This window comes from Sphingomonas lycopersici, from assembly GCF_026130605.1.
Classification (GTDB): Bacteria; Pseudomonadota; Alphaproteobacteria; order Sphingomonadales; family Sphingomonadaceae; genus Sphingomonas; species Sphingomonas lycopersici.
In genome coordinates, this window is the sequence record NZ_JANFAU010000004.1 from 314595 (window position 1) to 328511 (window position 13917).

At 61.7% G+C, this 13917-nt stretch carries 14 protein-coding genes; 3 read left to right on the forward strand and 11 right to left on the reverse strand.

Features of this window, described 5'->3' with window-relative positions; genetic code table 11:
* Positions 1-13 precede the first annotated feature (13 nt).
* Both NED98_RS11015 and NED98_RS11020 read right to left on the reverse strand, forming a co-directional pair.
* A complete protein-coding gene (locus tag NED98_RS11015; RefSeq protein ID WP_265313020.1) occupies positions 14-442 on the reverse strand; it encodes a hypothetical protein in 429 nt (142 codons plus the stop codon).
* Between the two features lie 48 nt (positions 443-490).
* Positions 491-1252: an SDR family oxidoreductase gene (locus NED98_RS11020; RefSeq protein ID WP_265313021.1), complete on the reverse strand. Its 762-nt coding sequence runs from the start codon at positions 1250-1252 to the stop codon at positions 491-493.
* A 337-nt stretch (positions 1253-1589) separates the two neighbouring features.
* Between NED98_RS11020 and NED98_RS11025 the strand changes: the two genes are divergently transcribed.
* On the forward strand, positions 1590-2411 hold the full coding sequence (locus tag NED98_RS11025) for an alpha/beta fold hydrolase (RefSeq protein WP_265313022.1): 822 nt from the start codon (positions 1590-1592) through the stop codon (positions 2409-2411).
* A 37-nt stretch (positions 2412-2448) separates the two neighbouring features.
* On the opposite strand, the gene NED98_RS11030 is transcribed toward NED98_RS11025, so the two are convergent.
* The 8 genes from NED98_RS11030 to NED98_RS11065 all read right to left on the reverse strand — a co-directional run bounded on the left by NED98_RS11030 (position 2449) and on the right by NED98_RS11065 (position 9545).
* Complete coding sequence (locus NED98_RS11030) at positions 2449-4143, reverse strand: sensor histidine kinase (protein WP_265313023.1); 1695 nt, start codon at positions 4141-4143, stop codon at positions 2449-2451.
* Complete coding sequence (locus tag NED98_RS11035; RefSeq protein ID WP_265270439.1) at positions 4140-4523, reverse strand: response regulator; 384 nt, start codon at positions 4521-4523, stop codon at positions 4140-4142. The genes NED98_RS11030 and NED98_RS11035 overlap by 4 nt, the downstream gene beginning before the upstream one ends.
* An 82-nt stretch (positions 4524-4605) precedes the next feature.
* On the reverse strand, positions 4606-5253 hold the full coding sequence (locus NED98_RS11040) for a response regulator transcription factor (protein WP_265270437.1): 648 nt from the start codon (positions 5251-5253) through the stop codon (positions 4606-4608).
* Positions 5250-5795, reverse strand: a complete 546-nt coding sequence (locus NED98_RS11045; RefSeq protein ID WP_265270435.1) for an RrF2 family transcriptional regulator — start codon at positions 5793-5795, stop codon at positions 5250-5252. The genes NED98_RS11040 and NED98_RS11045 overlap by 4 nt, the downstream gene beginning before the upstream one ends.
* 13 nt (positions 5796-5808) lie before the next feature.
* The gene (locus tag NED98_RS11050; RefSeq protein WP_265313113.1) at positions 5809-7119 is read right to left on the reverse strand and encodes a cytochrome b; all 1311 of its coding nucleotides are present in this window, start codon (positions 7117-7119) and stop codon (positions 5809-5811) included.
* Between the two features lie 32 nt (positions 7120-7151).
* Positions 7152-7577: a hypothetical protein gene (locus tag NED98_RS11055; protein ID WP_265270433.1), complete on the reverse strand. Its 426-nt coding sequence runs from the start codon at positions 7575-7577 to the stop codon at positions 7152-7154.
* A 47-nt stretch (positions 7578-7624) separates the two neighbouring features.
* Positions 7625-8374: a glucose 1-dehydrogenase gene (locus NED98_RS11060; RefSeq protein WP_265270431.1), complete on the reverse strand. Its 750-nt coding sequence runs from the start codon at positions 8372-8374 to the stop codon at positions 7625-7627.
* Between the two features lie 262 nt (positions 8375-8636).
* Positions 8637-9545, reverse strand: a complete 909-nt coding sequence (locus NED98_RS11065; RefSeq protein ID WP_265270429.1) for a LysR family transcriptional regulator — start codon at positions 9543-9545, stop codon at positions 8637-8639.
* A gap of 215 nt (positions 9546-9760) precedes the next feature.
* On the opposite strand from NED98_RS11065, the gene NED98_RS11070 reads away from it, so the two are divergent.
* Both NED98_RS11070 and NED98_RS11075 read left to right on the forward strand, forming a co-directional pair.
* Positions 9761-10990, forward strand: coding sequence for a CaiB/BaiF CoA transferase family protein (locus NED98_RS11070; protein WP_265313024.1), 1230 nt, complete (start codon positions 9761-9763; stop codon positions 10988-10990).
* Positions 10990-12297, forward strand: coding sequence for an MFS transporter (locus tag NED98_RS11075; RefSeq protein ID WP_265313025.1), 1308 nt, complete (start codon positions 10990-10992; stop codon positions 12295-12297). Before NED98_RS11070 ends, NED98_RS11075 begins: the two co-directional genes overlap by 1 nt.
* 138 nt (positions 12298-12435) lie before the next feature.
* On the opposite strand, the gene NED98_RS11080 is transcribed toward NED98_RS11075, so the two are convergent.
* Positions 12436-13749 (reverse strand): DUF5623 domain-containing protein, encoded by a 1314-nt coding sequence (locus NED98_RS11080; RefSeq protein ID WP_265313026.1) that lies wholly within the window; start codon positions 13747-13749, stop codon positions 12436-12438.
* Between the last annotated feature and the right edge of the window lie 168 nt (positions 13750-13917).

Sequence of the window (13917 nt, forward strand, 5' to 3'; positions counted from 1 at the left end):
GCAGCCGCGGCAGTCACATCGTGACCACCGATCCCGTGACCGGACGAACAGCATTCTCGCGCACTGCCCAGGATGCGAGCATCCCGCTGACCAGGGCCGGGAAGGTGACCGCCGCGAAGTCGCGGATCAGGACCGACGGCCCGCAGATGCCCACCGCGACTTCCCAGAAATGGAATAGCGCGTGACCGCATAACCACAGCGACGCCGCCGACCAGAGCGCGACGCGCCACGCAGGCCGCGCAGCTCCGATCAGGAACGCGCCGCCGACGAACAGAAAGATGAGACCGATGTCGCGCAGGAAATGCTGGTTGAACGGTCCCGTCGTGGTCACGCCAGGCACCGCAAAATACCAGCTCAGCGGCGATATGAGCATGAACGCTCCGTTGGCCAGCGCGGCTGTTCCAAGCACGATGGCAGTCCCCAGGCAAAATTGCCTCAACATCGTTTGATCTCCTCGCACTTGTTGATGGTCGCGGCGCGTAGCGCGCGGCTATTGCGCCTGCGGGGCCGGGTTTCGCGCGAGCCACCAGTCAAGGCTGGTCGTCCCACGGCGGGCATTCGCCTCCGGAACGAGCGTGCGTTCGCTCACGGCGACACCGAAATAGGGAGCCGCTGGATCAGCGATCACCTTGCGCGGATCGCGGTCAAGCGCGAGTAGCCGGCGGACCGGTTCGTCGAGTGTGAAGATCTCCGGGCCGCCCACCTCGATCGTGTCGTTCAATGGAGCCGAAACAGCCGCGTCGACGACGGCACTCGCGACATCCTGCGCGGCCATTGGCTGGAATTGAACCGGCGGCAGACGGATGGCCCCGTCGACTTCGGAGAACTGCGCAATCGCGCGCAGAAACTCGAAGAACTGGGTGGCGTGGATCAGCGTATAGGGAACCGGCGATGCCTTGATCAGCTGCTCCTGGGCAAGCTTGGCGCGAAAATAGCCGCTGGCCTGCAGGCGGTCCGTGCCCACGACCGACAGGGCGACATGGTGACGAACGCCCGCAGCGACTTCGGCGGCGGTAATATTCGCGCCGGCGGTCCGAAAGAAATCCGTCGCGGCCTGTTCTTCGAACGAGGGCGAGTTGGAGACGTCCACCACGACATCGGCCCCCGTCATCACTTCTGCGAGTCCTTCGCCCGTGATGGTGTTGACCCCCGTGCCGGGCGCTGCGGCGATCGCCTCGTGCTTCTGTCGCTTCAGCTGCTCAACAACCTTCGAGCCGATCAGGCCCGTACCTCCGATGACGACGATCTTCATATTTTCTCCTCCCAGCTATGGTGGCAACGGAGCCGAGCATCACCGAGAGCCGCTCATCCGACCATTGTTCAGATGGATGCGTGAGACTCGACTTTGGTCGAGCGAACCTCGCCTTTAGGGCAGGTCCGGCGCGCGGCATCGATTATGGGGCAAATCCGGCGCGCGCCGATGATGCCACCCCGGCGCCGACACCTAGCCTTTTGTTGAGGGGTGCTTCTCCTGAGGAAGAGGGCACGCAGGCCGACCGTCTGATCGAAGACCCCATCCGCCGAACATAGGCAAAGCCTTGCCCGAAGGTGCCTCAAAGCGAGCCACCGGGCAATCCAAGGAGGCTCTGATGCCGACGATCACCACAAAGGACGGACACGAAATCTACTACAAGGACTGGGGCACCGGCCCTGTCGTGACATTTTCGCACGGCTGGCCGCTCAACTCCGACGCCTGGGGCGTCCAGATGAACTTCCTGGTTCAGAACGGTTTTCGGACCATCGCCCATGATCGGCGTGGCCATGGCAAATCGGCGCAGACCGCGACGCGCAACGACATGGACGGCTATGCGGACGATCTCGCCGAGCTGATCGAGGCGCTCGACCTTCATGGCATCACGATGGTGGGTCACTCGACGGGTGGCGGCGAAGTTGCCCGCTACATCGGCCGGCACGGCACCGGTCGCGTCGCGAAGGTCCTTCTGCTGGGCGCGGTGCCGCCGGTGATGGTTCAGAGCGAGGCTAATCCCGAGGGCCTGCCGATCGGCGTGTTCGATGGATTGCGCCGCGACATCATCGCGAATCGTTCGCAATTCTACAAGGATTTCGCGATCCCCTTCTACAGCGCAAACCGGCCGAACGCGCAGGTGCCGCAGAGCCTGCTCGACGAATTCTGGTTGCTCAGCATGCAGGCGGGGCTGAAGAACGCGCATGATTGCATCGCGGCCTTCTCGGAAACCGACTTTACCGACGATCTCGGAAGGTTCGACGTGCCGACGCTGATCGTCCACGGTGAGGACGACCAGATCGTGCCGATCCATGATTCGGCACATAAGGCCGCCAAACTGATCCGGAACGCCCGGACGCTTTACTACCCCGGGCTCCCGCATGGCCTGACCGCGACCCATGCTGACCGATTCAACGCCGATTTGCTCGCATTCCTGAAATCCTGACAACGGGTCGCCCGGTGCCGCGAGCCGGCACCGGGCCTCACCTCTTTCCCGCCGCCGGCAGCGCAAAGCGGAAGACTGCACCACCCCGGGGATGGTTCGCCGCGACGATGGTCCCGCCGTGTGCGGTGATGATCGACTGGCAGATCGCCAGGCCGATACCGATCCCCTCCTCCTTGGTGCTGAAAAAGCTGCCGAACACGCGCCCCAGATTCTCATTTGCGATACCTGGCCCGCCGTCATGGATCGTGCATTGGACCGAGCCGTCCAGCGCTGCGAATGTGCTTACGTCAATCAGCCCTTCCTGCCCGGTCTGCGCCTGCACGGCGTTGAGCAGCAGATTTACAATAACCTGCTGAAGTTGAACGCGATCGGCGAGCACCGGAGGCAGCCGGCGACCGCGCCGGACCGACAGTTCGATCGAGCGCGACTCGATTTCGTAGCGAACGAATTGCAACGCCTCCTCGACGACTTCGTTGAGGTCGAGTTCGACCCTCTCGGGTGGGCGTCGGGCCGCCATGTTGCGGATACGCTGGACGATGTCGCTGGCGTGCCGGGCGCTAGCCGCGATTCTTGTCGTGAGCTGATGGACCTTGACGAGGTTAGGCTCCTCTCGCGAAAGCCAGCGCAGGCTCGTTTCTGCATTGGTGGCGATGGCGGAGAGCGGCTGATTGACCTCATGCGCAATCGAGGTGGCGAGCTCGCCGAGCATCGAGATTCGCGTCGCCCGCGTATAGTCGGCCTGCAACTGCCGCAACTGCGCCTCGGTCCGAAGCCGGTCGGTGATATCGTCAAGGCTGATGAGCGTGACATCGACCCGCTCAGGCGGGGTCGGATATGTCACCACCATTTCAACGTCTCGCAGGCGGCCGTCGAACGTGCTGACCTTCGTCGTTTCGCGATAGGTCCGCCGCCCTTCGAAATGCGTAATGATCACGCGCTTTGCCGTATCGAACGACGCGGCGAACAGGAAATCTACGGCGCCGATCAACTCTTCCGGGCGACTGGCCCCGAACAGCTTCAGCGCGTCACGATTGGCATCGGTGACCTGAACGATTTTTCGCGAAAGGTCGACAAGCTCCGGATGAGCATCGAGGTAGGGGCCGATATCGGCGACTCCCTCATCGCGCAGGTTGTCGAAAATGGCTGTCATCGCTCGGGAGTCGACCTGCAGCAGCGCTCCGGGAAGATGGTGGATCAGGCTGCGATAACGTTCCTCGCTCGCACGCACTGCCCAGAACGAGCGGTCATCGGCGACGGTGCCGCCAACGGCGATGAAGACGATGTCCGGATGCGCTTCGTCAGTCGAAACTTCAGCCCAGCCGTCACGAAAGGCGATTGAGGTGATCGGCCGCGATTTTGCCGCGCCCGGAGGATAATTGGCCACCGCGGCCAGAATGAACTCCGCGCCGGTCTGCCAGCTCTCCGGGGGGCAAAAGGTGGTGAACGGCTGCCCGATCATCCGCGCACGCCCGCCGGCTGGCCCGAGAAAATGAAGGTTGTTTTCGTCGATGTCGGCAATGGTGACGCCGGCCAGCAGCGCCTCGACCCAATGAGTCGGCGCATCACCGCCGACGATCGCGTCGATGGTCGGGCGGGCGGCCGAGATATCAAGTGCCCACCACGCCGTCGTCTCGGCGAACAGCATTGAGCCGTTCTGGGGCGGTACAAGCCGTCTGTTCAGCTTCCTTCCGCCGCGATCGGCTTTTGCCGCCGAAATCGGTCCGGCGTTCATTTTCTTGCTCCGGGGTCCCTGAGCGCGGTTCGTAGTTCGAACAGCAGTTCTTCGTTGGCAACAGGCTTGGTGAACCAGGCAATCGCGCCGTCCGACAGCGCTCGCTCGCGCGTTCCTTCATTGACCGACGAAGTGATGAAAATCACCGGTATTGTCGAACCGCATGCCCGGAGCCGGCGTTGGAGCTCAAGGCCGTCCATTTCGGGCATCCGGACGTCGGTGATCACACAGTGAAAATCCAGGCAATGCGCGTCGGCAAGATAGGCAGCACCATTCTCGAACATCCGGGCGGACAGTCCCTCAACCTGCAGCAGATCGAGGAGCGCCTCGCGTACAGCCCGGTCGTCATCCACGATTGCAATCACAGGCGGTTTGGACAAGCGAGCAGCCCTTACTGACACAGCCGGATCGGCATTTACCGCATGTCGCCGAGGCACGAGTGGATTGGAACCATACCATGGTCTAGGTGGCTCTCTCGCGCAGCGATGGCGGCAAGGTGTTCCAGACACGAATGAGCTCGCCGATCGTCGACACCTCCATCTTCTTCATTACACTGCTGCGATGCAGCTTGACCGTAACCTCGGTAATTCCGAGTTCGAAGGCCACCTGCTTGTTGAGACGCCCCTGCGCGACAAGTCGGAAGACCTGGCGCTCGCGCGGCGTCAACGCGGCGTGCCGATCCGCATATTCTTTCATCAACCGCGCATCGGCGCGCTGGGCGACATCGCGTTCAATACCGGCAGTCACAGCGTCGAGCAGCGACTGATCGCGGACCGGTTTGGTGAGGAAATCGACCGCGCCGGCCTTCATTGCCTGCACCGTCATGGGGATGTCGCCATGGCCAGTCAGGAAGACAATCGGTTTCGAATTGCCGGTCGCAGCGAGATGCTGCTGGAGATCGAGCCCGCTCGATCCGGGCATGCGAACATCGAGGACAAGGCAGCCAGGACGTTCGGGCAGATCTGCTTCCAGCAATTCACGCGTCGAGCCGAAGGCCGCGGCCTCGATGCCGACCGAGAGCATCAATTCCTCAAGCGACGTGCGGACAGCCTCGTCATCGTCAACGATCACGACCAGCGGGCGATCTTCATCGGCGATCAAACCGTTCACGACGGAACCTCCTCGCCTGCTGGCGCAGTTGGCGACTTCGCGAGACGTCCCTCAAGCCGGTTGCCGATCCAGGCCTGGACGTCGGACGAAAAATCAGACGGCGCCTTGTCCGCGACGGCCTGCCCGAGATCGGCAAGCGATTGACCTGCCAACGTGTCGCGCATTGCCTTTTCTGCACGGAGCATGACGGCATGTACCGAGCACAGCCCTCTCGTCGCCCATTTCGGCGGCGACTGACCAAAAATCGCGCATCGCCCGCGGATCTCCTGGCAATCGAACAATGGCTTCCGGCCTTCGATCGCGTCGACGATCTCGAGGAAGCTGATCTCCTCCGGTGCGCGCGCCAGAAGATATCCGCCCCGCGCGCCTTCCGACGCCCGGACGATCCCGGCCTTTTCGAGTTTCGGGAAGATCTTGGCGAGAAAGCTGTGCGAAATGCCCTGAAGGTCCGCAAGGTCGCGGCTGCTGAGCGGTTTGCCCGAGTCCACCAGCCATAACAGGCTGTGAATGCCGTATTCGACGCCGACCGTGATATGAGCCATAACGCGGATAATATCAGTCCGCGTTTCTGTCTGCAATTCGAAACCCCGACGCGCCTCCAGCCCGCCGCTCCCTATGAGCTTCCAGCACCGCCGCCGTTATCGAGGCGGGCAGCGGCAGCGGCTTCTCAAAATGCGCGACCAACGGCAGAATGATTAGGAAATGGGCGAAATAATAAGCGGTCGCGACCTGCGAGACGATCAGGTTGAACGGTTCGACCGGCGCGCCGCCACAATAGCCGAGCGCCAGAATGCTCGGCACCAGGCCAAACCAGAAGAATTTTTTGAAGAGCGGGCGATAATGCCCCGATCGCACCGGGGAGATGTCGAGCCATGGAAGGAAAAAGAGAAGGAAGATCGAAGAAAACATCGCCAGCACACCCCATAATTTCGCTGGCAGAATGAAATCGGCCGTAAATGAGCGCAAAATCGCGTAAAATGGCCAGAAATACCATTCAGGAACAATATGCGCCGGCGTCTGCATCGGATTTGCTGGAGTATAATTATCCGGATGACCGAGAGCATTGGGCCAAAAGAAGATCAATGCCGCAAAAATCGTCATTCCGACGCCGAGGCTGAACCCATCCTTGGCGGTATAATAGGGATGGAAGGGCACGGTGTCCTGCGGACCCTCGACGTCTACGCCCGTCGGGTTATTCGAGCCAGGGATGTGGATCGCCCACACATGCAGGATCGCGACACCCGCAATCACGAACGGCAGCAAATAATGAAGCGCGAAAAAGCGGTTCAAGGTCGCGTTATCCGGGGTATAGCCGCCGAGCAGCCACGTCTGTAGCGGCTGTCCAACAATGGGGATCGCGCCGAACAGCCCCGTAATGACTTGCGCGCCCCAAAAGCTCATCTGCCCCCATGGCAGGACATATCCCATGAACGCCGTTGCCATCAGCAGCAGCAGGATCACCACGCCGATAAGCCATGCCATTTCGCGCGGCGCCTTATAAGATCCAAAATAAAGACCGCGGAGCATGTGAATATAGGCGGAGATGAAGAACAACGAAGCGCCGTTCATGTGCGCATAGCGGATGAACCATCCGCTGTTGACGTCGCGCACGATGTGAACGACGCTATCGAACGCAAACTCCGTGTTTGCCGCGTAATGCATGGCAAGCACAATTCCGGTGACGATCTGGATGAGCAGCGCCGCGCCGTTGAGTACACCGAAATTCCAGAAATAGTTGAGATTTCTTGGAACCGGGTAGCCACCGCCAGTTGCATTGTAGACGAATCGCGGCAGCGGCAGCTTGCCATCGATCCAGCGCATGATGGGATGCTTTGGCTGATAGTGCCGCGCCCAGGGAAAGCTCATCGGAACCGCCAGTAATCCGGGATTGTCATTGATCAGGCTGCCATCTTGCGCGGTGGCAGGAATGACCCGCCCGCCGCGCCGGGCCACGGCGTTACCGTCTCTCCGCGCACCGCCCATTTTCCGGATTGGTGGCGCAGGCGAAGTTCGTACATCACCGGCGGCGCTTCCGGGCTCATCCGCCGGTAGAGCAACGCAACCGCATCCTCACCCTGGCGCTCGACATGGAGGATACGATATTCGGTGGACAGCGGCGCCTCCCCCGCGTCGCGACGCGACCTGAATTCGGCAAACACCTCTGCCCTGGTAAAGCGCATCACCTCGCCCTCGCCGGTGAGGATCAGAAATGACTGATCAGCGGTATAAAGGCGTTCCATTCCGTCAAGGTCATAAGCGCTGCCGATATTGACGACATCGGCAATGAAGCCTTCGATCGCAGGATCAATGATTGCGTCAGCCACGATGAACTACCTCCAGGCTAGATTTTTGGTGATATCGATCGATTGGGTCACAGCAGCGCCATGCCGCCGTCGACTCGAAGATTGATGCCGGTGATGAAACTGCTGGCGTCGGAAGCAAGAAACAGGGCGGCCTCCGCCAGTTCCTCCGGCCGGCCAAAGCGACCAAGCGGGATCGCTGCCGCCATGCCTGCCTCGAATTCCTCAAGTTTGTCCGCAGGCACGCCCAGTTTATTGACGATATCCGTGTCCGTCGGCCCCGGGCTCAGCACATTGACGCGAATCCGTCGCGATTTGAGCTCGATTGCCCAGACCCGCGCGAAGGCGCCCATCGCCGCTTTCGAGCCGGCATAGACGGCGTGACCGTCCAGGACCTTTTCGCTCGCAAGCGAACCGGTCAGGATGATTGACCCCCCATCGCGCATCGCCGGCAACATCTTCTGGACACCGAAGAACGTGCCGCGGGCATTTACCGCGAACTGCGCATCATATTCTTCCTCGTTTACATCGAAGGAAGGGCGGATCGTGATGATGCCTGCGTTCGCCATATAGATATCGAGCCCGCCGAACGTCGCCGCGATTTGTGTCGCGACGTGATCGTGGTGCGCGGTATCGGAAACGTCGCCGACGATTCCCATCGCGCCTTGCCCGATCTCGGCAGTGGCTTTTTTCACGAGGTCGCCCCGACGCCCGGTAATGGCGACCCGGGCGCCTTCCGCTGCGAAGCGTTTCGCCGTCATCAACCCGATGCCGCTACTTCCGCCGGTAATGAGCGCGGTCTTGCCGGTGAGTAATGCCATTGTTGCGGGCCTTTCAAGCTGTGAGCTCGAAAGATAGCGAGCGCCTCTCCTCCCAAAACCTATTCGCAGGTCGAGCCCTTCCCCGATCAAGGATCAGGTCACTCGCGTCCAATGGTACAAGGAAAGCCGAATTCCCGGACACGGCCGCAGGATCGCGTCGCTGATGTTTGTAACCAAATGAAGCGCATGATGCTGTGACGGCAGAGACCGCACCAGCAACCAGGTTGCGCCGCGTCCGGGGGCGCGAGCGGCAAGCCTTCGATCAGCGAAGCGCCAGCGTCCGGGCTTCCGCTTCGACTTCGCGCATAAAGGCTCGCGCCGGCATCATGGACGTGCGCGCCGCGCTCGTCACCAGGCCGATCGGGCGCGAAGCTTCTGGCCTTCCGAGGCTGCGCCAGGTGAGGTCAGGATGGTTGACTTGTGCGATCGTCATGCGGGTCAGCGCGCCGATGCCAAGTGACGCCGCAATCAGCGCGCAAGCCGTGGCCGGCTGCTTGCAATTGAACAGCGGCTCGACCGTGACGCCAGCGGCTTCAAATGCCTGATCAATAAGGTTGCGCAGCCCGGTATCCGGCGACATTGCGATGAAGGGGTGATCGCGAAAAACCTGCCAGTCGTGCCGGGTTTCGGCCACCAGAGGATCGTCGATGCGGCAAGCCAGCACCACAGGGTCCTGATAGATCGTCTTGAAATTGAGGCCCAGCGACGAGGCGGGCGGCGGCGCGATGCCGAAATCCGCCTCCGCTTCCGCCACCGCGCGATGGACCGGCGTGCCGACATCCTCCCAGAGATCGATCGTCACCCCGGGAAAGGCCGCGCTGAAGCGTCGTATCGCCCCTGGCAATAAGGTCGCGGCAACCGACGGCAGGGTCGCAACGCGGATTCGTCCGGAGCGCCCGCCGACATAGGCCTCGAAATCGCGAAAGGAATCGTCATAGTCGCGGAGCAACCGGGTGGCGACCGGGCGCAAGCGCTCACCGGCAAGCGTTAGCCGGACATGTCTTGTATCCCGGTCGAACAATCGTACGCCGAGCCGGGTCTCAATCTGCTGGATCGTCCGACTGAAGGCAGGTTGCGACACGCCGAGTTCAAGCGCGGCCTGGTGAAAGCTGCCTGCTTCACCAAGCTTCAGAAAGGCTTCCAGCTGCGAGAGGGAGAGGCGCTGATGCATGGCGATATCTGCCGGACTTAACGCGATAGCAGATCGGGACAAAGGCCAATCGGTCGGCAGCGATCAGCTTTTTGCATCAATTGATATCTCCGCTGTCATTGAGCCCCCGCCGCCACCGGCTAATTTTCCTCAACGCGCCATCGGCCGTGAACCCGGCAGGGCCGCAAGGGGAGGATTGAAGTGCAGAGGTTATTGCGTGCCAGGGGGCTCGCCCGTTGATCCCGCTACTCACAGGCATTCGCGTGATCGAGATCAGCGCTGTCGTCCTCGGGCCGCTCGCCGGGCAAATGCTTGCCGATCTCGGCGCCGAGGTGATCAAGATCGAGCCGCCGACCGGAGACGTCGCCCGCGATTCCTGGCCGCGTGGGAAGCGCGATGGCGCCCTCTTCGTCAACAACAATCGCAACAAGCGCGCCATCGCCCTCGATCTCAAGCACCCGGACGCGCGCCCAGTGATTTCGGCCCTCATCGCGTCATCAGATGTCCTGCTCCACAATATGCGCAGCAGCGCCGCCGAACGGCTCGGCCTTGGGTTCGAACAGGTTGCGGCAATCAATCCCCGCATCGTCTATTGTGCCGCGATCGGCTTTGGACAGCGCGGCCGATATCGTGATCGCCCGGCCTTCGACGACATCATCCAGGCGGCGAGTGGGCTGGCCGGCCTCAGCGCATCGCGCGGCGGCGACCCGCAATTCCTCCCGACCATCCTCGCCGACAAAGTCGGTGCGCTCCACGCGGTCTATGGGGTCCTCGCCGCGCTCGTCGCTCGCGCCAACGGCCGCGATGGCGCGATCCGGATCGAAGTACCGATGTTCGAAGCGCTGGCGTCATTCGTCCTGAACGAGCATCTCGCCGAAGCGACCTTCGCTGAGACCGGCAAACCCGGTTATCCCAGAGTTCTCTCACCCGATCGCCGGCCGTTTCGAACGGCTGACGGCTGGATTGCGGTTCTGCCCTACACTGGCGACCAATGGCGTCGCTTCCTTGAAGAGGTCGACCGCGCTGACATCTGCCAGAGCGCCTGGTTCGTCGATTCGAAGTCCCGCCAGGCCCGAATCGACGACCTCTATGCGCTGGTCGCCGAAGTCCTTCCCGGGCGATCGACGGCCGACTGGATCGCCGCGCTCGAAGCGTGCGACGTGCCATGTTCGAAGATCGCCCTGCTCGACGACCTGCTGGCGGACCCGCATCTCGCCGACGTGGATTTCTTCGCGCCAGGCCCCGGCTATTCGGATGAAATCCGCCGCGTCCTGCCACAGCCGGTCGGGTTTGGCGCGATCGAACCACTCCCCGATATCGCGCCGCGGCCAATCGGTTGCGACACGCGCGCGGTGCTCGCCGACTGCGGCATACCAGGAGATGAAATTGAGGCGCTGCTGGCCTCGGGTGTCGCTGTCGCAGCAACCGACACCGTGGCAGCCACCTTCCAGGGAGACGCGATCTGATGGATCTTGCCAACGCGGAACGCGCGATCGCCGAGCAGGCCGGCACCGACCTTACCTCTCACCAGCGCATTGCTGCCGTAATCTCAGGGTCGGCCGGTAACCTCATCGAATGGTACGACTTCTACGTCTACGCCTTCACCTCGCTCTATTTCGCGGCCGCCTTCTTCCCCAGCGGCGACCGCACCGCGCAGTTACTCAACGTCGCTGGCATCTACGCCGCCGGATTTCTCATCCGCCCGATCGGCGGCTGGTTTTTTGGTCGTTATTCCGATCGCTATGGGCGCCGCGCCGGCATGGTCCTGTCCGTCATCCTGATGGGTGCCGGCTCATTGATGATCGCGCTGCTGCCGACCTATTCGAGCGCTGGCGCACTCGCCCCACTGCTTCTCCTCGTGGCGCGCATCGTCCAGGGCTTCTCGACCGGCGGGCAATATGGCGCCGCCGCCACCTATCTCAGCGAGATTTCGACGCACGGGAAGCGCGGCTTCATAGGCTCGTTCCAGTTCATCACGCTGATCGGCGGCCAGCTTTGCGCATTGCTCGTCCTGTTCGTGCTCCAGCGAGTGGCAGGCGAGGCAGCGATCCACGACTGGGCCTGGCGCGTTCCGTTCGTGATCGGCGCTGGGCTCGCGTTCACCGTGCTCTTGTTGAGCAAGCACATGTACGAGACCAATGCGCACAACAGCGAGATCGCGAGCGCCGGTTCGCTACGCGCGCTCCTTGCCTATCCGCGCTCGCTACTGTTCGTGGTCTCGCTCAGCGCAAGCGGCGCGATCTGTCTCTACACCTTCACCACCTATATGCAGAAATTCCTGGTCAACACCTCGGGGATGACCGCTCGCAGCGCGAGCGAGGTGATGACTGGCGCGGTTATTGTATTCATGTGCCTGCAGCCGCTGATCGGGCGATTGTCCGACTCGATCGGACGGCGGACCTGCCTTCTCATCTATTCGGGCGGCATGACAGTCGTGGCGGTGCCGCTCCTGGCGGCCCTCTCCCATGCCGGCACGTCACCGATGAACGCCTTTCTTCTCATCGTCGCGTCCCTGCTGGTCCTGAGCTTCTACACCTCAGTGAGCGGTCTTTTCAAAGCTGAACTGTTTCCATCGCACGTCCGCGCACTCGGGGTCGGTCTCGCGCATAGCGTCGCTGCGGCGGTGTTCGGCGGGACCGCCGAATATATCGCCCTCCTCGCCAAACAGTTAGGTCATGAAGCGCTCTTCTTCTGGTACGTTGCCTTCGCCGCCGGCATCGCATTTCTGACCGCCCTGCTGATGCCGGAGCCAAGCCGAGCTGGACGCCTCTGACATCCCACCGAGGCTCAATTTGCGGAAGCCTTCGCTTAACTTAGCGTGCGCCATGCGTTCGATACCTCGCAAGAAAAGGTTGCCAGGAAGCTATCTTCGACGACGGCCGCGCATCAAAAGATGCGCGGCCGTCGCAGCTCAGGCCCTTGCTGGTTTCATTCGGTCGATCATCTTCACGGACATATCGATGCTGTTCAGCAGGCTTCGGAGTGGCGCGCAATCCGGATACGCCGCCTGCAGCTTCTGTTTCAGGATCCCAAGGATCGCGATCAGACCAACGCGAGATGCTGCCCGGCTCAAGAGCGGATCTTCGTCTTCGAGCTCGTGATAATAGACGTCGAAGAATTCCGGCCCTTCCAACTGCCCTCGGCCGATTTCCTTGTTCATCCAGTCCTCAAGCGTCGAGCGCACGCTATTCATCCGGCGGTAGACTGAGAAAGGCCGTTCTCGCGACGAGAGCACCGCCTTGATCATCCGACCAACCTCGATGTGTCCCTCGACGCCCAGCTCGCCTTTCGGACGGCGTCGCGACGAGCCCATATTGTAGCTGTAGGGGACCGTCGTCGCACTATCGATCGGATAAATCATTCCGCGGCAGCGAGCACGTCTGGTGTCCTGCGGCGTCTTCGCCATCGGACTGACGAAGGTCTCCCAGGACGGCACAGACTCGCCAGCCCAGTCTTCCACGACGAGCGGTGCTGGCATCGCATTGATCTTTGCCACCAGCGCGTCGAAATCATAGCCGGTAGCCCCATCGGTCGCGACATAGAGATCGCAACTGTAGGGAAAATACATGCCAGGCCACGAGGTCCGGGCAACGCGCCAGTTGTGGCGCATTGCCCAGGCCGCGCGCTTATCCTCGTCGGGCACCCCGCTATAGGGCTCATCGACAACGATCACCTGCCCCGAGTCCGCATCCACCCAGTCGCTCGAGTGGTCCGCATTGGGCATTTTGTTGCCCGGCGATCCTCCCGGATAGCCCTTGCGATGATCTCGCGATGGACGCAGGCCCGTCCGCTCCATGAATCGCAGTGACCGTTCGGCGGTCGAAATGCGGTCGCGAGCATAGTCCTGCGTGTGGACGATGGTATCGGAGACGAAATGGTCCGCGGCGACCATCCGGAGACGCTCGAACCCCCTCACCTCCTTGAGCAGGAATTTGCTGCAGGTCTGGAGGATCGGCTGCGCCAACTCGATTCGCAGCGTTTCGCGGCCGACCTGGTAATGCTTATCCTTGTCGCACCAATAGATCGTCAGAAGGACATAGGGCCGCTCGAGAGCCGATCCGCGTGCTGGAAGCACCTTCCGAGCGTTCCGGAAATTCGTGCAATTTGCGGCGCGTGCCGCGATATCGAGCGCATTGGAATGTTTGATGCCCTGCTCTCTGCGGAGCTGCGCCGCGAGAGATTTAACACCATCGAGCGTCGTGGGCCGCACGTCACCAATCAACATAGCCATTCTCCTGGCCTGGATAAGCAAGCGTCACTCGCCAACCGCCTTTCCAGACCCGAATGTCTGTCGAAAGGGTCGTTACGGATTTCAGAGCATTGCTGCCAGCAGCTTCGGAACGGCGAGTGCCATGCTCATGCCAAGAGCTTGCCCTACATAGGCCAAGCCTTT

Coding starts and splice junctions, on each gene's coding strand:
- NED98_RS11080 (WP_265313026.1), bottom strand. CDS start 13,749: ATGTTGATTGGTGACGTGCGGCCCACGACGCTCGATGGTGTTAAATCT.
- NED98_RS11045 (WP_265270435.1), bottom strand. CDS start 5,795: ATGGCTCATATCACGGTCGGCGTCGAATACGGCATTCACAGCCTGTTA.
- NED98_RS11075 (WP_265313025.1), top strand. CDS start 10,990: ATGGATCTTGCCAACGCGGAACGCGCGATCGCCGAGCAGGCCGGCACC.
- NED98_RS11015 (WP_265313020.1), bottom strand. CDS start 442: ATGTTGAGGCAATTTTGCCTGGGGACTGCCATCGTGCTTGGAACAGCC.
- NED98_RS11020 (WP_265313021.1), bottom strand. CDS start 1,252: ATGAAGATCGTCGTCATCGGAGGTACGGGCCTGATCGGCTCGAAGGTT.
- NED98_RS11065 (WP_265270429.1), bottom strand. CDS start 9,545: ATGCATCAGCGCCTCTCCCTCTCGCAGCTGGAAGCCTTTCTGAAGCTT.
- NED98_RS11030 (WP_265313023.1), bottom strand. CDS start 4,143: ATGAACGCCGGACCGATTTCGGCGGCAAAAGCCGATCGCGGCGGAAGG.
- NED98_RS11025 (WP_265313022.1), top strand. CDS start 1,590: ATGCCGACGATCACCACAAAGGACGGACACGAAATCTACTACAAGGAC.
- NED98_RS11050 (WP_265313113.1), bottom strand. CDS start 7,119: ATGAGCTTTCCCTGGGCGCGGCACTATCAGCCAAAGCATCCCATCATG.
- NED98_RS11060 (WP_265270431.1), bottom strand. CDS start 8,374: ATGGCATTACTCACCGGCAAGACCGCGCTCATTACCGGCGGAAGTAGC.